Annotated in this window: 17 protein-coding genes; 11 read left to right on the forward strand and 6 right to left on the reverse strand. The window is 56.8% G+C overall.

Features of this window, described 5'->3' with window-relative positions; all coding sequences use genetic code 11:
- Window positions 1-232: 232 nt before the first annotated feature.
- The 4 genes from WJT74_RS06335 to WJT74_RS06350 form a co-directional block, all read right to left on the reverse strand.
- Complete coding sequence (locus WJT74_RS06335; protein WP_343342874.1) at window positions 233-3,421, reverse strand: Eco57I restriction-modification methylase domain-containing protein; 3,189 nt, start codon at window positions 3,419-3,421, stop codon at window positions 233-235.
- A 226-nt stretch (window positions 3,422-3,647) separates the two neighbouring features.
- Entirely contained in the window at window positions 3,648-5,102 is a 1,455-nt protein-coding gene (locus WJT74_RS06340) for a hypothetical protein (protein WP_343342876.1), read from the reverse strand.
- Window positions 5,099-5,323 (reverse strand): hypothetical protein, encoded by a 225-nt coding sequence (locus WJT74_RS06345; RefSeq protein WP_343342878.1) that lies wholly within the window; start codon window positions 5,321-5,323, stop codon window positions 5,099-5,101. Before WJT74_RS06345 ends, WJT74_RS06340 begins: the two co-directional genes overlap by 4 nt.
- Window positions 5,320-5,964, reverse strand: coding sequence for a hypothetical protein (locus tag WJT74_RS06350; RefSeq protein ID WP_343342880.1), 645 nt, complete (start codon window positions 5,962-5,964; stop codon window positions 5,320-5,322). Before WJT74_RS06350 ends, WJT74_RS06345 begins: the two co-directional genes overlap by 4 nt.
- Before the next feature lie 219 nt (window positions 5,965-6,183).
- On the opposite strand from WJT74_RS06350, the gene WJT74_RS06355 reads away from it, so the two are divergent.
- The 11 genes from WJT74_RS06355 (at window position 6,184) to WJT74_RS06405 (ending at window position 18,562) form a co-directional block, all read left to right on the forward strand.
- The gene (locus tag WJT74_RS06355) at window positions 6,184-8,412 is read left to right on the forward strand and encodes a hypothetical protein (protein ID WP_343342881.1); all 2,229 of its coding nucleotides are present in this window, start codon (window positions 6,184-6,186) and stop codon (window positions 8,410-8,412) included.
- Between the two features lie 102 nt (window positions 8,413-8,514).
- Entirely contained in the window at window positions 8,515-9,021 is a 507-nt protein-coding gene (locus tag WJT74_RS06360; RefSeq protein WP_343342883.1) for a hypothetical protein, read from the forward strand.
- Window positions 9,021-9,629, forward strand: a complete 609-nt coding sequence (locus WJT74_RS06365; protein ID WP_343342885.1) for a hypothetical protein — start codon at window positions 9,021-9,023, stop codon at window positions 9,627-9,629. Before WJT74_RS06360 ends, WJT74_RS06365 begins: the two co-directional genes overlap by 1 nt.
- A 273-nt stretch (window positions 9,630-9,902) precedes the next feature.
- Window positions 9,903-11,543: a recombinase family protein gene (locus tag WJT74_RS06370; RefSeq protein ID WP_343342887.1), complete on the forward strand. Its 1,641-nt coding sequence runs from the start codon at window positions 9,903-9,905 to the stop codon at window positions 11,541-11,543.
- Window positions 11,544-11,677: 134 nt separating this feature from the next.
- Complete coding sequence (locus WJT74_RS06375; RefSeq protein WP_343342889.1) at window positions 11,678-12,835, forward strand: tyrosine-type recombinase/integrase; 1,158 nt, start codon at window positions 11,678-11,680, stop codon at window positions 12,833-12,835.
- Between the two features lie 1,159 nt (window positions 12,836-13,994).
- The gene (locus WJT74_RS06380) at window positions 13,995-14,237 is read left to right on the forward strand and encodes a helix-turn-helix domain-containing protein (protein WP_343342891.1); all 243 of its coding nucleotides are present in this window, start codon (window positions 13,995-13,997) and stop codon (window positions 14,235-14,237) included.
- A gap of 1 nt (window position 14,238) precedes the next feature.
- On the forward strand, window positions 14,239-14,646 hold the full coding sequence (locus WJT74_RS06385) for a hypothetical protein (protein ID WP_343342893.1): 408 nt from the start codon (window positions 14,239-14,241) through the stop codon (window positions 14,644-14,646).
- 48 nt (window positions 14,647-14,694) lie between these two features.
- The gene (locus WJT74_RS06390; RefSeq protein ID WP_343342895.1) at window positions 14,695-15,462 is read left to right on the forward strand and encodes a hypothetical protein; all 768 of its coding nucleotides are present in this window, start codon (window positions 14,695-14,697) and stop codon (window positions 15,460-15,462) included.
- A complete protein-coding gene (locus tag WJT74_RS06395; RefSeq protein ID WP_343342897.1) occupies window positions 15,459-16,133 on the forward strand; it encodes a hypothetical protein in 675 nt (224 codons plus the stop codon). The genes WJT74_RS06390 and WJT74_RS06395 overlap by 4 nt, the downstream gene beginning before the upstream one ends.
- Window positions 16,134-16,469: 336 nt before the next feature.
- A complete protein-coding gene (locus WJT74_RS06400) occupies window positions 16,470-16,748 on the forward strand; it encodes a hypothetical protein (protein ID WP_343342899.1) in 279 nt (92 codons plus the stop codon).
- Window positions 16,745-18,562 carry a relaxase/mobilization nuclease domain-containing protein gene (locus tag WJT74_RS06405; protein WP_343342901.1) on the forward strand — a complete coding sequence of 606 codons (1,818 nt, stop codon included), beginning with the start codon at window positions 16,745-16,747 and terminating at the stop codon, window positions 18,560-18,562. The genes WJT74_RS06400 and WJT74_RS06405 overlap by 4 nt, the downstream gene beginning before the upstream one ends.
- A 1,058-nt stretch (window positions 18,563-19,620) precedes the next feature.
- Here the strand turns inward: WJT74_RS06405 and WJT74_RS06410 are convergent.
- Together WJT74_RS06410 and WJT74_RS06415 are read right to left on the reverse strand one after the other, a co-directional pair.
- Window positions 19,621-20,292: a DUF2231 domain-containing protein gene (locus tag WJT74_RS06410; protein WP_343342903.1), complete on the reverse strand. Its 672-nt coding sequence runs from the start codon at window positions 20,290-20,292 to the stop codon at window positions 19,621-19,623.
- 230 nt (window positions 20,293-20,522) lie between these two features.
- Window positions 20,523-21,254: a PepSY domain-containing protein gene (locus WJT74_RS06415; protein WP_343342905.1), complete on the reverse strand. Its 732-nt coding sequence runs from the start codon at window positions 21,252-21,254 to the stop codon at window positions 20,523-20,525.
- Window positions 21,255-21,263: the final 9 nt, after the last annotated feature.

The following is a 21,263-nucleotide window of genomic DNA, read 5'->3' on the forward strand; positions in this document are numbered from 1 at the left end:
AGGCAATTGGTCTGCGAAGTTCCCGAAACGAAAGTCTTCGGCGATGGTGGCAATGTATTGGCTTCAACTGCGACAAAAGTCGATAGCTCTAAGCCCAAGATTTGAGTCTGACTGTCCGGCCATCATCATCGTGTTGAAAGTTCGCAATTAGGGTCGGAAACCGAACGGCAGCTTTCCGCGCCTGACGGCCGGAACCGGACGGTCCGTAGACGGCCCAGAAGCCGTCACTCATTTATATGGATTGCTCCAAAAGGATGATTTCATCGGCGCTCAGATCAAATAGGGCGTAGACCTTGGCATTGATCTCCCGCTCGCAAGTGCGGATGCGGTCGGTCAGTCGCTCGATTTCGCCACGATTTTCGCTAAGCCAGTCGTCCCAGTCGTTGCGTTCTTTCAGCGGAATGTCGGCCTTCAGCGCCTTCTTCACCTCCCTCTGGAAAGCCGCGAAACTGGGCAGCGTCCACCATTCCTTGAGCTTGTTGGTCAGCTTGGCCGACTCTGGATCAGCGGCAAGGTCGGGAATGCGGCGCGTGACTTCCTGCTGGAGGCAATAGCGTTCCTCTGCCGCGGCTTGCGCGGTTTCGGCCAGGCTGGCCAGTTCGGCCTTTTGATCGTCGGTGGCGATGGGGATTGGAATCGTTTCCATATGCTGAGCCGTTGCTTCGAAGAAACCGCCCCGGACAGCGGTCGTCCTACTCGTAAAATGAAACCATCCCACGGCAGAATTCAGTATTGCCAGAAGCCAACCATCCCGCGTCGGAACGAAATAAGTCTTATTGTTGGAAAAGATTCCAGGTCCTACTAGGCTGCTAATCGGTTCATCCTGAAAGTGCCCATAAACGATCTTCGGATTTTCGAGGGCGGGGACATAAGCCTCCTGTGCCTGCTGCAATTCGAACCACTCCTGCTTTGTCGCGCGCTTCTCCAGCCGCTCCCTGAACGGCAGCAGCCAATCACGGATAGCGGGATAGTCGTCGATGGCGATGCGGTTTTTGGGAATGTATATAATCCATAGGCCGCGGGGCTCGGCCCGCCAGCGTTTGAGATCTTTGCCCTCCAGCCAGGGCTTCAGCAATTCCGCGGATCTTGCATCCTCGCGGCACAGCCGTTCCTTGGTCGGCGTGTCGATAACGAAGGCCTCGTTCAGCCCGGTCTTGATGCCATAGAGCGGTGAGCCGCCAACGTCCTTCAGCGTCGGCCGTCCGGCGACGATCTTTTCCCGCAGGCGGCGCAACGCCGGACTTTCCAGTTTCCACGAACCATCGCCCAGCGCGCCCTGCGGATAGGGCTCGCGCGCATCTTCGAACGCACCTGCGAAATCAGCTTCGGGCAGCGCGTCCACGTTCCAAAAATCCAGCGCATGGTCCCTGTTCGGTGCCCCTGCGCGCAGGGTCATGATGACCGGATAGGTCGTGACGCCTTCGAAGATCTGGATGTCGCCGAAATCGACCACGTTCTCGATCGCGGCCTTTGTGCGCAGGAAATGGCGCAAGGGCTTCCCAGAGCCGGTCTTGAAGAAGGTCGAGCTGCTGATGTAGCCAAGCCTGCCGCCGGCTTTGAGCAGAGTGACCCCGCGCTCGAAGAAATAGGCGTAGAGATCGGCCCGGTCGGACACAACCTCATACCGCTTCTCCAGCCACGGCTTCATCGGTTTGAGCAATTCCATCCGTACATAGGGCGGATTGCCTAGAACCACGTCGAACCCACCCTCGGCGAACACCTGCGGGAATGCCTCCTTCCAGGCGAAGCCGTGTTCGCGATAGGCGTAGCTGGAGTCCTCAATCAAGCTATCGCCGACCTTCAGATTTTTATCGAGCGTGTCGAGAACCTTCCCGCGCCGCGCGGTCTTGATCCACAGGCTGAGCTTGGCGATTTCCACGCTCTCGCTGTTCACGTCCACTCCGAACAGATTGTTCGTCAGAATTTCGCTGTCGGGATCGTAGAGGTCGCCCATATGGCCGGTGCCGGAGAGTTCCGCGATCCGGGTATTGGCGCGTTCCAGCGCGGCCTTAAGCCAGTCGAATGCCATGATCAGAAACACGCCCGAACCGCAGGCAGGATCGACGATCCGAAGGGAGGTCAATCGGTCGCGATACTCCTCCCAAGCTGTTCGCTCCGCTTTGGCGGATTTCCACTTGATCGGATCGTCGTCGGCTTGCGCACCGGGTTTGGCGTGGCGAGCGAGCATGTCGGCGAAAATCTCACGTTCATGCGCGCCCAGCGTCTGGTCGACGATGAAGCGGGCGACGTAATCGGGCGTATAGACCACGCCGTCGCGTTTTCGCCTTCCACTGGTGCCACTGGCTTTGGTTTCGACCGGTTCCTCGCCCAACGCCTGCGCCTGCAGCGCTTCAACATCGGCAATTGATTGCTCGAAAATATGTCCGAGGACGGTGACCGAGACTTCGCTGGCGAAGTCATATTCGGCAAGGCGCTTGAACCCTTCGCAGATGCTGTCGGGCAGGTTGAGGTCGGGGATAACCGGATCGCGCGAGAACAGGCCGCCATTGTAGCGCGGGATGTTGAGGTGGGTATTACCCTCGTCGATGGCGCGGAACAGGCCGAGGAAGTTCTGCCAGACGGGACGCGGGTTATACGGGTCGGCGTGTTCGAACGCGCGCAGCAGACTGTCGTCGGGCAGCAGGCCGTTGTCTTCGGCAAAGGCGATAAACAGAACCCGGTCGAGAATTGTCTGCGCCGCGCTGATCGCTTTCAAAGGATCGAGCTCTGCTCGGTCGACACGCACGGCCTCGACTAGCTTGCCGCGCAACTCTTTGTAGAGCCGGTAAAGCTTCGTGGTGATGTCTCGGTCTTCGCGGCGGCTTTGGGCGAGTATTTCCGAAGTCCGTCCTCCGAGAAGATTTTTTGCGGAAAGCAATAACAGCATACGGCTCGCCAGCGCCGATGCATCGCCTTGTGCAAGGTCGAAAGGCTCGAAAAATTGCCGGCCATCGGCGTAGCTGTAGAGGCGGATTTCGAGATAATTCGAAACAAGAATCCATTTGGTGCCAACGTTGTCCGATGCATACTCCCATGCCTGTTGAACCGGGCTTTTCGCCCGTCCTGGCATAATTGCATCAAGATCGTGAGTTTTGGCGCCCTTCAATTCAAACGGAGCTACGATCGATCTCGATTTTGGCGTGAAGTGTCCGAGCGCCAAATCGACAGCACCTGCTCCTATCGAAGCTTTGGATGCGACCGTCCATTCACCAGTCTCATTGAAAGGGCGATAACCGAGGAGCCTGGTGACGATCCGCTCTTTGAATTGATCTTCGATTTCGGTTTCAGATTGGGAGAAGATGCTGCCATCATGAATGGTCGAAGCCCACGATTGCAAATTTGATATTTGATCTGGGCTCGCCATCGAGGCCGTGGCCAAGTGGCGACCTAGCGTTTTGCGATTGAAAAGGATCTCGGCCATTCAGAATCCTTACGTTTCATTGCACGGATCGCAAGCGCGCTCGCCAACTTACCTTTTTCGATCGGTTCATCCCATTAGCCTGACAACGGTCTGCTCAACCTGAATCAAATCAGGCGCCGGATTCAGAGGGACTGCACGATGAAGGTCGCCAGCATCGAATTCGATTTGAAAGATGCGATTGGAAACAGGGCGGCCGAACGGGCCGAGATTCAGTACCAAAGTCTGGTCATGGGACACTCTCAACGGGATCGCCGACTTTGAGACACAGCCTTTCATACACGTGGACGTTGGCCCTTTTTAATCGCCTTCTCATCTCCTGCTCCTCGGGCGTCCGATCCTTATCGCGCTGGAGCCTGCGAATTGCATTTCTGCGCGTCTGGTCCCCGGCGTTAAGAGACGCGCCTCGTCCATTATGATTCATTCCCGACGCCACGTGGCACCGATACAAGTTCATCAGACTTAAACATCTCTGCACGCTCCCCCGCCCCAAGCTCTTGGCCGAAAAAGGTTTGATTTCGAACGCGCACGAACCTCTCTTTATCAATGTCCGCAAGTTTGGACGCAGATCACGCTCCATCTGCATGAAGCGAAGCAAGCAAACGAAAGCGGCTTCCAGCGCAGGACAACCAAACCACTTTTGCGAGAAATTTGGCGCGAAATTATCCTCTGAGAAGGGGGCAAGGGCAATCGACAATGGCGAGGTCGGGCATGAAATCAATCGCTGGATTTCGCCCTTCCATCTCTCGACATCGTTTTCGGTTTTATAGGGTTCGTAGAACTTGCCTGTTTGGATAACGCCAGGGAGCTTGCTTTCTAAATTAGCCTCAAGTTCTGCGAGCGCTATTTCCTTTTCCCTTTCGTCGCTCATCTCGTTAATCGCTTGAAGGCGGTTAAAAAGTTCGAATTGAGCAGAAAAGGTTCCGAGCATTGATGCAGGAGGTAGAAGCTTCATATCGTTTTTCTCAAAGACGGAGAAAGCTGGAGATTCGCTGAAGAAAGCAAAAAAGATGAACACCTGCAGATCATGCGCCCCCCAAAGAAGTGAATGGCGATGCAGCGTTTCTTCTACGACATCACTCCGGAGGCCATCTAGGGCCTCGCCCTTGTGCAGCGCCTCAAGGACTCGATCCAGCCGACCCGCGACAAGGTCTTGATATAGATCAGGACGATATTTCGACATTTGAACGAGATTATCGACATGGCGTTTCAGCCGCTCTGCGCTGTCCTCATTTAAGGTGCCCGACCATCCCATAATGACTTCATGAATAAGGTCTTCTGCCTCCCCACGATGGATCATTTGCCTACAAAGCTTCGTCAATTGTGCTTCGATGTCTCTACCTTTTGGAATGTAGTCGTCCGGGATCGTGAGCGTCCATCTATTCAAATAGCCTAAAGGCAGGTCTCGAAAATCCGTGAACTCAGGATGAAACAGCCTCCTCGAAGCTGCTAGATTGTCCGTTTCGCCATAAAAGTTTCCCTCATAGACGTCCCAAAAATAGGCCTCCATGCCCTCAGGCCCCGGGAGGCCATATGTGTCAGGAATAAACGCGAAATCCGATGCAACGCACTCTCGTTCTAGGCTCGCCAGACGATGCCTTTCACGCGTTTCACGAGCCTGCTCCGAAAGCGCCGATCTATTCTTCTTTCGTTCACTTGGATGCCCCGATATCTGCTTATTCACGAGATTGCCGCTTTCGCCTCATCGATTTTTGCGAGTAACCCTGACGCCATAATCTGAAGATCTTTTGAAAGTTTTTGCGCCTCCAACACGGACGCATACCCCGTACGGCCTTCTTGTTGCTCCGAATTGGCCTTGTTCAACGCAGCTTCGAGTTCGCGTTCCTTTTCCTGGAAGCTAGCGAAAGTAGCGTCGATATCATCGGGTAGCTCGATGGGCATCATGCTTGCTCCGAAGGAAAATCAGGCGCGGTCCAATAATTCGGATTCCCGCCGATTGCCCTTATCCAGTCGAAGGCCTCACCGCGATTGCAGAAAACGCGCCTCGGCAAATCCAAGAGTTCACATATTTCATCGATGAGGTAATCTTGATCGACGGTGACGGTGCGCTTCCTCCACGGCTCATCTTCTCCGCACCTCCCGCTTTCGAGGAATGACCGCACCGCCGCGTCATACAATCGCTTCCTCCATCGCCATGCGATTGCGGCACCCGTTCGCCTGCAATAATCTGACCTCACATCGGAGTTCTGGATAGTTTGAAGTAGCGATACAATCCGCGCATCGGGATGTTGGAGAAGTGCTTCGCCCATCCATTTTACCATCAGGCGAGGGCGGGCAAGAAGACCAGTAAGGAACCGAACATCTAGATCCTCCAATCCCATCAATACCAGCGCAGAACCCAAGCGGTATTTATTGGCATCCATTGAATGCGGGCCTCCGCGTCGATGCGGAGCAACGTTTGCCAGTCGACGCAGTTCGGTGAGCGGAGCTTCGGTGGACACGAGGTCGGCATTGAGAGCTGCGCTCATTCCATCAAGCTGCTCTAGAAGTTCCGTCAGAACGGGATCGGTTCGATTGGTCGTCATGAGATCATCATAGCGGATTCGCCACAACCAAATCCCAACCTATCCGCAACTACCCCACCGCTCGGCCGACACCGGACAGGTTGGGATAGGAAATACCAGCTCGCTTTACGAAGAGTGGAAGTGAGAGGGGGGTGGTGCGCGATAAAGTGTTTCTCGTTTGCGAAGCGACCCGAGCAACACCAACCCACCCCCCCCCTCGAGAAGCAGAATAGGTCGAAGATGCAGCTTGAGTCACAGTCGTTGAAATCACGAAATGCGGCATTCGCAGACGTGCTCAAGGCTGCCCGATCGGCTCGCTACCGCGATACGATGGCGAGTCGGGCTGCCGCCCGGGACGACGCTAAACGGGATCGGCTCCATCGACGGCGTATCCGGCAGGATGAGCAGGAGCTGGAACGGCTTCGCCGACATGGCATCAGGATCAAGGTGCCTGAGAACCATCGACCTAGGCTCGGACATCGGACGGCGAAGAAGCTCTATCATCGCACGAAAGGTATTTGCGAAGGATCAATCGGAACGAGCATCGCGCGCGGACCAGACGGAAAGTTCTCGCTGCACTTCAGCTTTGTCGCCAGAGGCCTCGCCTCACGCGGCAAAAGGGTCTGGCGATCAGGTGAGGCCGTTCGTGCATCTCGCTACATTACCCGCGAGGATGCGTTGGAAGATGAGGAGCGCGGCTGGTGGTCGAACATTGCCGACGACCGTAGCGAATTGGTCGCCTTTCTCCGTACGCTGGAGGATGTCGAGCGTCACGATCGCAGGAATGCGAACGTCTACTGTACGGAAATCATCTCGCTTCCCTACGAGATGACCGCGCAGCAGCGGCGCGAAACGGTCGATGCGATCTGCGGCTTCTTTCGCGAGCGCGGGCTTCCGTTTGTTGCCGCGCTACACAAGCCCGATCGAGGTGGCGACCAGCGAAATTACCATTGCCACCTTATCTACTCATTGCGACCGGCGAGACGCCTCGAACCGTTCGAATGGTCGTTTGGCCTCGCCAAGAACACCGATATTAATTGCCCCGAAGGCATTCGCTGTCGACGTCAGGCGGTGGTGGCGACGATCAACGATCATCTGCACCGCGCTCAGATTGCGAAGATTTACACGCCGCTCAGTAACCAAGCCCGAGGGATGCCGCCCCCGCCGCCAAAGAATGGCCAAATCAAAACCTGGGCGATGCGTCGCCTCAAAGCCAATGAAACCCGATTGGCGCGCCTGAATCGGTTCCGATCACTTGTAGCGGACATACGAGCTAGCCTGCAGAGGCATCCACCGCGCATCGAAGCCATATCGCGAACATTACATGATCGCTTAGCGCTCATAGCCACGACGGAAGACCGATCAACCAGCGCGGCACATGCCAGATTGAACTCGTGCCAAGAGCATCTATCGAACAATTTGGCGGGATTAAAGCGATCGATCCGCTCCTTGGAGCTCGGACGACTTCTAGGCGTAGCGTCGGCAAAGACACTCTCCCGCCTTTCGAAAATGAAGGACGAGGTCCGATCGGAGAATGCGCACCCCTTCGGTCCTGAGGGTCGCCTGACGACACGCCGGGTTAGGGTCGAAGCCCTCCACGAACATCTTTCAGCACGATTTACGTCTTTCGAAGATCGAATGCGAAGTGTTTCATCGGCTCCATTTCGGCGCAGCGGAGGCCTGAGTATCTCCATAGACACCGCTCATTCCAGGCTGAAGGTGCGTCTGGATGCTATTCAAGGACGAGTGAGATCCTCGATAGCAGACGCCATAGGACGGCTGGAGCTCGCCCAATCGCGAAGTCGGGAAATTCTAGACCTCTATTCCTCTTCAGTCGCAGCAAGCCGCCAGAGGCCGGTCCGATCGACGGTCACAGCCAAGATGCTCGACGAGGTCCAGGACCTTCCATCGACGCTTTCGGAGAATTTCACCTCGCCAAGGCCCGCTTCGACGATAGAACCGGCCGGAGCCGCTCGGCCTGTCGACCTCCACATGCGAGCTCGACAAGAGCGCCTTCGCGCACATTTGCGAGCCAGGTCCGCTGGTTCGTCAGATCCTGACGCCACGGCACCGGCTGCACCCAGCAAGAATCAAACGAAGAGGGCACGTCCGAGACCGACGGGCGGTGTCGACGTGCGATCAAATCCCATGGGAGAAATTGATCGTTTCGCGTCAGTCACCAGACAGGTGGAAAACGCAGCTCCGAAATCGAAAGAGCAGCCTGAAAAATCGCCAGCGACGCCACCGCAGCCTGACGCTGAGCTGAAAAATGCCGGGCAGGCGACTGGCGAGGCCGATCTCGGCCAAGAATTCGCAAGAGAACCTGAACGTCGCCGGACCGAGATATCCGAGCAGACCAAGGAAACACCCCCGATCCCAACGTCGAGCGAGCCTTCATCGTCGGCTGATGAGGATTTTGAGAGGCTGCGCCGGCTACAGGAGATGATGAACCAGCAAAGAGGAAGGTGAAGGATGCGCGCCGCTGGCGCGGAAATGGAATGGAAGGGAGGGAGCAAGCTTCCTTCGGAATGAAAAATAGAGGGAAGCGGCCAACGAAAACGGAGCTTCCCAATGAACAACAATCCCCTCTTCAAACCATCAATCGTCAGCGAGCGCATGAGCTCTTTGATGCTTTGCCTGACCGAGCAGGCTCGAGGCTACAAGATCGGGCACGGCCTTCCCGCCGGAGCCCTCTATCTTCCCGACATTCACTTGGTGATTGCGACGACGCCGTGCCTTCCGCCGGCCTTCGATCGAGCCATGCAATTTGTTGGTTCGAAAGGCGGCGTCGACGTCCTTCTCGCGCATCACGGCTTCTTCCCCGAGGTGCTCGATGACGTCATCTTCAGCTTCTTCTCGACGGCTAGGAACGCAACTACGCGCCACCGGCTCTTTATCGACGGCAAAAACCGCACCTGGCTCGTCGGCCCCCATCCGGGCCGTCATTTTCTTTTGAACCGCACAGGGCTGCAAGCCTTGGACATCCCTCCATTTGCGTCGGAGGACGAGCGGAGCGATGGCCTTTGCCGTGCAGCGAAGCTGATCGCCAATCTGACCTTCGGGCGAGAGGTCGCCTGATGGCCCGGAAAATGAAAGCGCCGCCAGGATTGGACTACGATCCCGTAGTGGGCGCGCACCCCAATCTGTCGTTCGGAGTCGCAAAAGCCGAAGGCACGAATGGCCTCAACGCCACGAGGTTTGTCGCGAAGCGCCTCTTCCCGGTGTCGGCACCAAAAGACTGGGCAGCACCGTGGCCCTTGCCTTCATGCTATCGGCATGACGTCCTGCTGCCGGTTGGGGCGAGTGACGATTTTGATACGGCGCGGCGCCTCGTCGAAGCCTACGACGACCAGAGCTTCGGGGAGGTCAAGGATCTCGCCATCATCGTGACCTTGCGGTTCCCGGAAGTCGACGAGCCAGGCGATCCCATCCAACTTCATAGCGCATGGGAGACAGGACGCGCATTCGGGATGACACTCGTGAGAACATATGGCGCACCGGCGATTGCTGTTATGCACGTGCCGGCTCGGGCCTCGCGCCCGGGCGTACCTCATGTTCACCTCATGTTGCTCGCACGGCAACTCCTGCCGTCAGGCTTCGGGAAGTTCCTTCGATCTCTCCTTGCCGATGAAGGAAGGGACTTGGTCGATAGCCATTGGTCGGAACAACTGAACCAATCGACTTGACGAAGCTATCAAGTCTAGGTCGTGGCGTAGCGCGCGAAATTCGCACCATTCCAAGAGGTTGAACCCTTTCGGGGATAGGTTGGAATTTGGTCTCCCCGATTCGTGCGACAAAGTCAGCATGAACAATCGGGACGGAGAAACGAAAGGAGATTGTGGCGGCCGGTGCGTGGTCGACCTGCTTCCCGAAAGCTTTGCCTGCAGCGACGCTGAATTAGAGCTCGTCGACAAACTTCTGGGAGGAGAATTGCATGAACTGTTCGAGAGGAAAAGAGAATGAGTGGTGATGCCCGGCCGAGAGTCTGCGTCTACGCGCGCGTATCGACGGGACGACAGGCCACGAACGACCTGTCGATCCCGGATCAGATCGCGCGCGCGGAAAAGTGGTGTGAGGCGAACAATGCCGAACTCGTAGCAACGAGGATCGATGCGGGTGCGTCGGCGACCGACGACAATCGTCCCGAATTCCAGCGGATGATCGACGCGGCTACGTCCGATGACAAGCCCTACGATATCATTGTCGTGCATTCGCTGTCGCGGATATTTCGCAACGCCGTTCACTTCATGCAGTATCGAGCGCAGCTTCGCCGCGCGAAGGTAAGGATCGTCTCGATCACGCAGGAGTTTGGCGATGACGAAGCGTCGGATCTCGCGATGGGGATGCTCGCTCTGTTTGACGAATATCAGTCGGGCGAGACGGCCAAGCATACGCAACGGGCAATGCAAAAAAATGCCGAACTGGGCTTCTGGAACGGTCAGACGCCGCCGCTTGGTTACCGAACCTATGAGGCGGAGAAGCGGGGCAGCAAGATCAAGAAGAAGCTTGAGTTGTTCGACGATGAGGCATTCGTGGTGCGGAAGATCTTCAGCCTCTATCTCAACGGACCGCCGGGCGAACTCCCGCTGGGCATCACGCGTCTCGCTGGGTGGCTCAATAAGAATGGCTACAAGAATCGCGGCAAGAAATTTCACGTTTCCAACGTGCAGAAGATTCTTCGCAATACGGCCTATGTCGGCGTCGCCTTCTACAACAAGCGAGATACCAAGCTGGGCGTGACACGACCGGAGGAAGAATGGATTCCGATCCCGGTTCCACCGATCGTATCGGAAGAAGACTTCCAAGCGGTCCAAGCGCGCTTGGTCCAAAAACGACCGACAATGACCCCAGCTCGGGTCACAACGACCAGCAATCTTCTGATCGGACTTGCGAAGTGCGGGTGTGACGGCGACGGCTGTGGCGGTGGCATGACCTTATCGACCGGCAAAGGTGGTCGGTATCGATATTACGCCTGTTCAAACAAAGCCCGCGCTGGCCAAACGGCATGCAAAGGCAACCGCATAACGATGACCAAACTGGATGAGGCGGTTCTCGACGCGATCGAGGCTCGACTTCTCGATCCAGAACGCTTGAAGGCCCTTCTGGCGGGATGGCTCGACCATTCCGATCAAGCCATCTCCGAACGACGCGAATCCTTGAAGTCGCTGCGCGGTCGCAAAACCCACCTCGAAGCTGGCCTCGAGCGGTTGCTCGATCTTGTGGCTGACGGTCATTTTTCATCAAGCGACGCCATTTTCTCGAAGAAGCATGGCGATCTCTCGTCCCAACTCGCTCAAGTGAAGACAGACATCGTGTTGCTGGAAAGGCAACTGGCCAGTTCGGACCGAAGGATCACTCGTGAACGGATTGAGCAATTCGCCGAGCTGCTTCGGGACAAGTTGCGTGGTGACGACCCTGCTATGCGACAAGCCTATGCAAGAATGATCGTCGAACGCGTCGAAGTGGGCTCGGACATCATAAGGATTACAGGAGGCACGAACGATATCGCCCGTGGCGTTGGTCGGGTGGGCACCATGCAAAAAGGCACAGTACCCACCTTCGAACGTAAATGGCGCACCCGACAGGATTCGAACCTGTGACCTCTGCCTTCGGAGGGCAGAGGTCTGGGCAATCCTGAGGCAAGAATCCTCCTAAACCCATGTTTTAAAGTCTAAGCTTGTCCTAGTGTGTCCCTAGTTGTATTCCATACTCATTACATACAGATTGGACGGCAATGACAGACCTGAGCAGAGTTGGTGACCGGAATAGGCTGAAGGCCGAGCGCGAGCCGCATTGGCAGCGGTTGCGAGCAGGGTGCTTTATCGGTTTTCGGCCTTCCAAACGTGGAGGCAAAGGCACATGGATTGCGCGGATATATGACGACGACAAGGGCCGTTATCAGGTCAAATCACTGGGGGACTACGGAACGCTTCTTGGGAATGAGATGTTTGCCGCCGCCAAAAGAGACACTGAGGTTCTCGCTGATCTCGTCGAAAGTGGCGGCAACGTAAAAATCAAGTTTGAAACCGTAGCGGATGTCTGCGGCGAATATGCCAAGACGAGGCCCGATGCGGCTGGCCGTTTCAGGCGGCACATCTACAGCGATCCTATCGCTAAGATAAAGCTGGGAAAGCTTCGCCGTCGCCATCTGCAAGACTGGCGGAAGCGCTTGGAAGCCAAGCCCGCATTGGTTTCTCGTCGTAAGAGTGGGGAAAACATCTACCGGGAGCGCGCAGCCTCTTCCGTTAATCGCGATATGGCTGCCGTTCGTGCGGCTCTAGCGACAGTTTTGTCTCCTGGAGACCCTAAAACAGATGCAGCTTGGCAAGAAGCATTGAAACCTACTCCCGGTGCTGATGGTCGTCGAACGCTCTACCTTGATCATTCTGAGCGCAAAAAGCTTCTTGAAAACCTCGACAAGGAAGCCGCGCCCTTCTTTCGCGCTTTATGCTTATTGCCGCTTCGGCCTGGAGCCTTGGCATCATTGCGTGTCCGCAATTTTGAAAAGCGGACAAGCGAACTGACCATTGGCAAGGACAAGAAAGGCAAACCGCGACGGATCAAGATACCGTCAGACGCCGCGAAACTTATGGAAGAACAAGTTCAGAACAAGATGCTCAATGCACCTTTGTTCATGCGAGCCAATGGCAAACAGTGGGACAAGAATACTTGGAAAGTACCAATCAAGGCAGCTGCAAAAAAAGCAGGCCTTAGCAATGAAACTACAGCGTATTCGCTCCGACATAGCACGATTACGGATCTCGTAACGGCCGGCTTGCCGCTCCTCACCATTGCGCAGATTTCGGGAACGTCTGCCGAAATGATCGAAAAACACTACGGTCACTTAATCAGCGAAGCAGCATTAAAGGCTTTGGCCACATTGGCCCTTTGAATGAGTTGCGACCGAGTGCCCGAGATTAGTGAAACGGGTCAGCGTTTATAAGCATCACACTTCATGCCGCGACGTTTCGAGGCCCTCGAAGTAGCGGTCACTAAATCCTAATGGTTGGGGTGCACGGGCGGCGTCCGGGAAGCTGGGCGCCCGTCTTCGGCTCAGGAACCATAAAGGAAAATCATTGAATTCTCAGATTAAAGCCGAGCCGGCCAGCGAGCTGGAACCATCGAGGAAGCTCTTTTCTAGAGCAGCTTGCGAAGCGCTAGATCGCGTTGCCAGGTGGGGCCAACCGGAGACTTTCGAGCCACTGGATGCCGATGCGCTGTATCGCCTCCAGAACAGACTGGATTCGATCGCATCACTTTACGAGGCTCAAAAGTCCGTATCTACGATCGCGACCTCGTCACAACGATTGGACCACTACTGCAAAGTTCGGTCGAACGCACTTCGGCTATTGAACTGTTTTGACTTGAACGCAGGCAGCAGGGTTCGCGATCTCAACATCGGTCACCTCTCTATCGGGGGCGTTTTCGAGTCAGACAATCTTGACTCAAATGAAACACTCAGATCGCTTTTGAAGCTGGTGAAGGAATGCGATCGCCTAATCAGCCTTGAAGACGGTGGCGAAGAACGGGGACGCAAGCCTTCGGTAAACCTCCAACTCCTCTTCGCTCGGCTTGGCAACCTTTATGAGGAGACTTGGGTCGGTGGAAATGTGGGCATTAGCGTTGATGATGCTGGTAGAGGCGGCCCTGCAGTCCGCTTTATGAGAGACGCAGCATTTCCTATTGTTGGCCGAAAGTTGGGCGCCAACACAATCGCAGGTGCGTACAGAGAATCGAAACGCATCCCCTCTGATTTTATCATATTCTGACGCTTCAATCTGGATAGGTCGCCCACGAGCCAAAGCTACCGGGCGACCTAACTCCATAGCCACTCGTCTTGGCAAGCCATCGGATTTCGAAGGGTGCACGATTATGAACCCCGGCATGAACGCAGCGCCTCAATCTCCCCGGATTGATTATTGCCGAGTGGTCAGATTTCGGTCTCCCATGAAGACTGTGTAGGAAATGCCGAAAAATTCCTGAATTCTTGCACTCTAGGCCATTGGCCGACGCAGGTACGTTTGTCCGCATCCACAAAGAAGGAAACGGACATGAAATACCCAATCAAGAACCCAGACCCGAACGGAAACGGATCTGAGCCATTTGCCTACACCGTCGAGGAAGCGGCCCGTATTGCCTGCCTTTCGAGATCGACGCTCTACCTCGCCTTGCAGGACGGAACTCTCGTCGGCCGGAAGGCTGGTCGTCGGACGCTCATTCGCCCGGACGATCTTTGGGTATTCGTGAAGAACCTGCCTCTTTTCGGCGGCGACCAATCCGACGGGGGCGAATGATATGCGCAAGTCCGTCAGCAAGGTGTGTCAGGCAAAAGATACGCGCGGTGCGGCTGAGGCGATTGTAAATCGCGCCAATGCAATCAAAAAAGTCCCGGCCAAGGTGCGGGCTCTCGAAATTGCCAGGATCGTACTCAAAGGGGCGCCCCATTTCAGCTCATCTGAACTCGATGATGCGGAGATCCAGAGCATTCTTGAGAGCGAAGATATCGGCCTTGCCACCTTCAAGAAGGGGCTTAGCGACGCTCGCAAGGAACTGGCGAAAAAGCCGAAGCCATCGTCGCCACGGAGCGCGCGCGCAGCCAAGGAACCTTCACCCGCCTCTCGGCCAGCGAAGCCCTACCCGCCCCGCACTCCTCCCGAAGGCGAACCAGCCTACGTCGAAAATGTAGACTCCAAGCTTCTTTGATGCGGCCGGCATCGCGCCAACGCGCGAGCATGAGCAAAGGTAAATCTAATGCAAATTAAATCTCAAGGATGCGGGGTCAATTCTCCGCCGGAACTTCCCACGCCTGCCCTCCCGATCCACCGCCCCTTTCCCGTGCTGACGTTCGAGGGTACGAAGGGCGGCATATCGAAGAGCTTTACGGCGAATTCTTTCGCAGCCGCTCTTGAGCGCCGAGCCATAGGGTGGGCGGGCTTCGATGGCGATTTCGACAACGCCCACCTCGCCCGGTTCAATGCTGACGCCGATGTCACGAGGTTCCACTCTAACGCCGAAATTGGCTGGGACCGGTTGTTCGAAGCGATTTTGGACGTCGATCCAGCTAAGGCAGTACTTCTTGACCTGCCGTCTCAGGTTGGAGAGGTTTTCCAAAGGGAGTTACCGCGGCTGGAGGCAACCCTGCGCTACGTTGAACGACCGCACCTGCGGCTGTGGGTTTGTGCGCCGGGATATGACAGCGTCAACTTGCTGCGGGGCTATGGCCGGCAAGTCAGCTTCGACCGCAGTTTTGCAGTATTGAGCCTTCGCAAAGCAAAGCGCGAGGACTTCAGCCTGTGGGATAATAGCAAGACGCGCAGGGATTTCCTGGATGGTGGCGGGCAGGAAATTGTCCTTCCCAACATGCCTGATGGCCTCCGCAAGGTGATTGATGAAAAAGGGCTCTCTCTCAATTCTGCAGCTGCGCAACTGTGGCAGTATCCTTGGCTCGTCGAAGATCTTGAGGCTTTTCTCGCGCAAATCGATGAGACGTTCGCTCCAGTTATCCGGAGGTTCGCATGAGCGTCACCAGTCTGAACATCCACGAGCGCTTCAAAGCTCTGAGTGGTCGTGAGATGACCGCCGATGAGAATTCTCAGTTGCGCGACATACTAGCACAGGCTCCAGATGGCATGGCGCAAAGCCCATCCTTCATTTTTCGTCTGCTCGTCGATTTGTTGGCGGTCAACAGACTGGATAATACAATCCAGGGTGCGCGCAAGACAATCAATGATTCCGTCGAAATCGATTCTGGTCCAGCACTCGATAGGCTCCTGCAGAAGGCCATCAAGAAGGTGCACGAATCGTCGCCCTCTACCCAACAGGCATATTACAAGGCCTGTTTGTCAGGCGCAGCCATCTTTCTCACTGCGTTCGCATTTGCGTGGATCGGTCTCCTTATCTTCCACGCTACAGGCGTTGTTCGGCCGCTGTGGTTCTCAGAGGAATCTTTCGCGAAAATTCATTTCGCTGAAGAGGTCGAACAGGCCGTGGGCGGCAGCGTGGACTGGAGTCGTCGCCAAGCCCCCTTGGACGAGTCGCTCGTCGCTGTCGTAAATTTCGCCAGCGCGCGAGGCACAAACGCGGACCCCTATCACCTGCTTAGGCTCTACGAGTCATGCAAGTATCCTGGGCAGGAGTCGTATCGGTCCCGTGGCGAACTTATGTGCCGGTACGATGCGATGAGCGATTAGTATCCGATATGCGGATTTCTGCATTCTTCGGATACCCAACGAGTGAATCATTCTGGCTCGCCTCGTTCTCGCAAACGCGCTCAAGAACGGTTCTCGATGCGGTCAGCATTTTCATGCAGCGAGGATAAGGCAATCTCGCTTTATCCTAGAATTTGCTGAGCCCAGTCTCCCGGGCTCTTCCAAGAAATCTCAAACGCGAGCCGACAGGGCCCGCGGAAGTCTCAACAAAGGCGTCCTCCTTTCCCAATCAGGGAGGAAAATTCAAGGCAGGTTGGAACGTGTTTACACGTTCAGATCTGTGCTCGGCGGGCGCCTTCTCGCACAGGGAAATTTAGAATGACAAAGACAGTATCGTTGCGCCTGAAGCCGCACCAGATCGAGGAAATCAAGGTTGCAGCATTGGCTGCCAACCTTCCTGTTGCTACATATCTATACAGGCGAGTCACTGACACGCCGATCCTGTCGACGCCAGCGCTGGCGGCATTGGCGAAGCTCGTCGGTCTGTTACACAAACTTGAGATCAATGGGCGCTGCGATCTGCATGCTCTGGACGAACTTCGCGCATTGGTTCGCGAGCTTTCCCAAACGCCAATCGGGCCGGATGCCTCCAAATGATCGTCAAACGCATCCGCAAAAAAGCTCCCCGCAAGCGGCGCTCGCTCGACGAAATCCGAACGATCGTGAATGTGCTCTCAACCTACGTGCTGAACGCCAGCGCGGGCCGAGTACTGGACGCCGACGGCGAGAATGCGCTTGCGAGTTATGTGCTTGATACGCAAGTTCTCGCCGGCCATGTCATTGAGCCCGGGGAGAAGGTCGATCTGCACGGCACTCGTTGTTTAGAAGGGAGCGCGCTCGTCGGGCTTCAGCGCCAGATGCTCGCCGCCAATTTGCTCACGCCTGGCGCAGTCGATCCGATCGAGCATTACGTCATGAGCTGGAAATCGCACGAACGACCTGCCTTGAAAGAGATCGAGGACGCAGTAGACATCTTCGCGCAGGAGATGGGTTACCAAGATTGCCAGATCGTCTGGGCCACTCATTCAAACACAAAAAATTATCACCTTCATCTCGTGGTCAACAGGATCGACCTTGCGAAGCAAAAGGTGGTCAGCCCCGGCAATGGTTGGGAAATTGATCGACTTCACCAGGTCGCCGCGCTCATTGAAGATGCGCAAGGCTGGTCGCCCGAGCGGAACGCGATCTACGCCGCGTGCTGTGGCGAGGTCCGCGAACGCCTGACGGGAAAGGTCATGCGGCGCGCGGATGGGTCGCGCGATGGATGCGCCACCCGCAAAAAGACCGCTCCCGAGAAGTCGCGCAATCCAGAATTTGAGACGATTGCCGAAGCCTTGAGAAAAGCGCGAAGTTGGCAGGATCTGCACAATCGCCTCAACAAAGTGAATGCGGCATACCGCGAGAAAGGTTCGGGTGCAGAGATTGTCATCGGTAAGGTGCGGATGAAAGCGAGCGACTTCGGTCGGGAATTTTCTTACGGCGAGATGACGAAAAAGTTGGGAGAATTTACGCCCGATCCATTACGCGAAAAGGACCCGTACGAGGATTATCTGGCCGCGCTTCGCGAAGAACGTTCCCGCGTACGGGAAGCCCTGAACGAGGCGTTGGAGCAGATCAAAGCGAGACGCAAATTTTTAGAGAAAAAGGCCCGGGTCGAAAAAGAGACCTATGAAGCTGTGATTGCAGAAGCACGTCTCAAGTTATGCTTCGATTTGGCAGAGGCTGAGGTGAAAAAGGCCTTTGATCGCTCTCGCGCCACCATCGCCGCTAACAAGCTACGCCGCGAGGCGTGGTACGAGGCCAATTGCCCCGACCCCATCAAGGTCGGCCTTCCAGAGATGGTCTTCAGTCCGAACATCTTGCGAGACGAGGCGATCGCGAGTGACTACGGCCTGATTAGCCGCCATCGCGATCACACCGTGGAGTATCGCGATGCTGACGGCAGTCTCGCGGTCACCGATGTCGGTGTTGTTTTGATCATCCATCGGATCGAAAGGAATGCGGTCGCGGCCAGCCTGGCCATGGCAAACGCCCGCGGTGACCGCATTCTCGTCGCAGGCTCGAAGGAGTTCCTCGATATCTGTAAGGAAGTCGCGAAAGCAAAAGGATACGCCCTCGTGCGGGAAAACGGAGAGATGCTCCACGATCCAGCGGTCGTTGACAGAAAGGTTATTTCGTCAAAGGCAGCGAACAAAGGCAAGAGCAGATCCGCTGCGCCGGCCCAGGAGAAGCGCGGCAAGGCAGAACCGAAGAAGCTGGAAGAGAACCAGCCGGAAAGGTCCGTTCCAAGAAAGAAGTCGACCCATTTCTCGCGCTTTCCAGCGCCAGCCCGCGACGATGAGAACGATGAATTGAGCGATGCCGTGCGCTTGGCGGTTATGAATGGGCGAGGAAAAGGATCCGGCTTGTAAGAACGTCTGGAGAGGGGCCGCTAGCGGTCAGTCGGCTATTAGTGTTGTTCTCAAGCAGACAAGCCGTTCGGCCAAACTCTCAATCCACGGCAAAAAGCGATCAATCACCAATCGCTAGCAGTTTAGGTCTCCGCTTACGGATCTGCGATTGGCAGCGACTAGCAGCCCTTTTTGGCGGATATCCGTCTATTTCCGCGCTGGTTTTGCGTCTGAGATCGAATGAAATACTCTGCTCGTCGATTGGACGAATGCGGCCGTTCTACTTCGGGCTCAATCCATAGACGCTAAGTGAACCGCTTACCTTCGTCCTCCCAAGCCGACAACGCTCCGGCTTTTCCCGATTCCGACAGATGCGGTTGCTTTCATAATCATCGAGGCGATTTTCTGCGCGCTGCTCACATAGCACAATGCCATGCCGGCAAGCGCCTGGCACGGGGACAGCAAAGCCGGGCAAGCGGAACCCCGCGAGTCGGGTTGGGCTTCACGCGGGGTTCCTGGACGGCCCCTTGGGGGCACCTGCGACCCGCAGGGCTTCGGGGGGAGGCGGGGCCGTCCTTTCCTGATCTTGCGATGTTCGTTGCGGTTTCCTGCCCAAGGTATCTCCTGAATAGCCGTGTCACCGGGGAACGCGCCCGATCACATGCTGTCCATGTCGTGATCGGCCATCGAGGACATGTCATGGCCCGCATGGGGATCGGCGGGCGGGGTCGCCTCGCTCGCGGGTTGCGTGCGCGTTGCTGGCGCTGCGGGTGTGGCAGTTGCGCGTGATGCGGGCGGGACAGCGCGCCGTGACGCAGGCGTGGCGGCGCCAATTGTCGAAAGAGCGTCCTGACGTGCGGCCGCTGCCTCATTTTCGGAGGGAGAGGTTGCCGGGTCTGCAAGACCCGCCTCGGGTGCCGTGCCAGGCATCACCGCAGTTCCGCCCATAGGCGAAACCTCAGCAGCCGGTGTGCTCTCCTGCGCTTGGTCACAAGCGGCGAGAGCGAACGTCAATGGCGCGGTCGCGAGAAATGCTATCGCGGTGTTCGATTTCAGAATTCGCATGTTATTCAACTCCTTCAGAGCCACGAAACGCCAAGATGGTCCGGTCCGTGCGCGAGCTCGCCGCCAAGGAACCCCTGGATGAGAACGAGTGCCGCCATGGAGAAGATCGACGCGCGCAACCATGCGCGGCTCTGGCTCGGCCTGCTCGCGAGGTATGCCATCGCAATACCGAGAACCGCGATCAGCATACCGGTCCATCGATGGACTTGCATGACAGTATCGCCGCCGAACCACAGACCGGTGTGAATCCATCCGAACAGAACTGCGACGACTGCGCCGATTGCTCCGCCGTAGACGAGTACGCGCACCGCACTTTCCAGGCCCGCTCCTTTCCGGCGCATCACGAACAATTCGGTGGCCGCAGCCATGAAAAACAAGGCGATCGGGAAGTGGATCGTTGCCGGATGCAGCTTTTTCAGTACGGCCATGACGCCGGTTTCGCTCTCATCCGCATGGCCACCGGCCTCGTCATGGGCTGCGCCCGCTTCATCGTGCGCGCCGGAGGACTCGCCAGCATCCGCAGTCTCGCCCATCTGCGCCATGGCCGCCTGGTCGTGCACATCGCCATTGGTGGCAGCAGGCGCGGCGCTCGCCTCTTCGCCGTGCTTTTCGTCGCCATGAGCCTGAACGGGTCCGACGAAGAGCAGGCTTGCGGCGAGCAGCGCCAGAAATGAGGGGGATTTCATGTCTCGTATGTCTCCCGACCCTGCAGTTAAAGTGCGACCTATGTGCCTGATACGCACGGCAGCCGCGTGCCCCTCGCATTAATTTGATAGTTCAGCGCGACTGAAGTGCGCCCGGGTGGTCACGCTTGCTGGCGGCATCATCGCGATCGTCGAACGCATTCGGCTCCTGGCCGCGTTCGGCCTGGCGAACGAGGGTAAGGCGTTCGCCCACGCGAATAAGCCCCATGGGCTCAGGCGAGCTTGCTCTTCTTTGCGCGGCGGCGCAGCCTCGGCATCCGGTTCGCCAGCAGGACGAAACCCGACAGGGCTATGATCGTGCCGCCAATGCCGAACAGCAGCAGCCACCAACTGTTGATGCGGTCGCGCTCGGTCCAGTCCATGATGTGGAGGCCCCAGATGAAATCGAACAGGCGCCATGTATCGCTGCGCGCCGCCCCGAGCGTGCTGCTGGCGGCATCGATGTAGATGCGCGTCGAAGCCTCGTCAGCATAGGTGACCTGCCAGGCCGGAAAAGGGCCGCGAAACTCGGTTCCGATGGGGTCATCGACGATCCGTGCGGCCTCGATGGTCGTGCGCGGCCCGGTCCATGCGCGCAAGGCGATGGATTTTGCCGTTGCCGCCGAGATGGGGGAGAGTTTACGCCCAGTCACCGGATCGTGGAGGCTCACGCTACCGTCAACCTTGCGGACCTCGGTCACGGCATCGCCGTCGAGCGAACGTGTCGTTACCGCTGCAAGAGTACCGTCGTTTGCGACCCAGGCCGGGAGCGGGGCATCGGCGGGCAGCGCCTCTTGTTCACGCGAAACGACATGTTCGGAGCGAACTTCTTCCAGGTCGAGAAACGACATGAGGGCGCCGGTTCCCATCCACAAGAGAACCTGGACACCGACGAAAATCGCCAGCCATTTGTGGATCTTGCTGCCGAGCACATGCAGGCGCAGCTTCAGCGACGGCGTTGCCAACCGGTGCTA

Source organism: Sphingomicrobium sp. XHP0239 (assembly GCF_039555325.1).
GTDB lineage: Bacteria > Pseudomonadota > Alphaproteobacteria > Sphingomonadales > Sphingomonadaceae > Sphingomicrobium > Sphingomicrobium maritimum.

What these genes read in the sequence shown, in the direction of transcription:
- WJT74_RS06335 (WP_343342874.1), bottom strand. Translation starts at nt 3,421, where the DNA reads ATGGCCGAGATCCTTTTCAATCGCAAAACGCTAGGTCGCCACTTGGCC.
- WJT74_RS06345 (WP_343342878.1), bottom strand. Translation starts at nt 5,323, where the DNA reads ATGATGCCCATCGAGCTACCCGATGATATCGACGCTACTTTCGCTAGC.
- WJT74_RS06350 (WP_343342880.1), bottom strand. Translation starts at nt 5,964, where the DNA reads ATGACGACCAATCGAACCGATCCCGTTCTGACGGAACTTCTAGAGCAG.
- WJT74_RS06355 (WP_343342881.1), top strand. Translation starts at nt 6,184, where the DNA reads ATGCAGCTTGAGTCACAGTCGTTGAAATCACGAAATGCGGCATTCGCA.
- WJT74_RS06360 (WP_343342883.1), top strand. Translation starts at nt 8,515, where the DNA reads ATGAACAACAATCCCCTCTTCAAACCATCAATCGTCAGCGAGCGCATG.
- WJT74_RS06365 (WP_343342885.1), top strand. Translation starts at nt 9,021, where the DNA reads ATGGCCCGGAAAATGAAAGCGCCGCCAGGATTGGACTACGATCCCGTA.
- WJT74_RS06370 (WP_343342887.1), top strand. Translation starts at nt 9,903, where the DNA reads ATGAGTGGTGATGCCCGGCCGAGAGTCTGCGTCTACGCGCGCGTATCG.
- WJT74_RS06375 (WP_343342889.1), top strand. Translation starts at nt 11,678, where the DNA reads ATGACAGACCTGAGCAGAGTTGGTGACCGGAATAGGCTGAAGGCCGAG.
- WJT74_RS06380 (WP_343342891.1), top strand. Translation starts at nt 13,995, where the DNA reads ATGAAATACCCAATCAAGAACCCAGACCCGAACGGAAACGGATCTGAG.
- WJT74_RS06385 (WP_343342893.1), top strand. Translation starts at nt 14,239, where the DNA reads ATGCGCAAGTCCGTCAGCAAGGTGTGTCAGGCAAAAGATACGCGCGGT.
- WJT74_RS06390 (WP_343342895.1), top strand. Translation starts at nt 14,695, where the DNA reads ATGCAAATTAAATCTCAAGGATGCGGGGTCAATTCTCCGCCGGAACTT.
- WJT74_RS06395 (WP_343342897.1), top strand. Translation starts at nt 15,459, where the DNA reads ATGAGCGTCACCAGTCTGAACATCCACGAGCGCTTCAAAGCTCTGAGT.
- WJT74_RS06400 (WP_343342899.1), top strand. Translation starts at nt 16,470, where the DNA reads ATGACAAAGACAGTATCGTTGCGCCTGAAGCCGCACCAGATCGAGGAA.
- WJT74_RS06405 (WP_343342901.1), top strand. Translation starts at nt 16,745, where the DNA reads ATGATCGTCAAACGCATCCGCAAAAAAGCTCCCCGCAAGCGGCGCTCG.
- WJT74_RS06410 (WP_343342903.1), bottom strand. Translation starts at nt 20,292, where the DNA reads ATGAAATCCCCCTCATTTCTGGCGCTGCTCGCCGCAAGCCTGCTCTTC.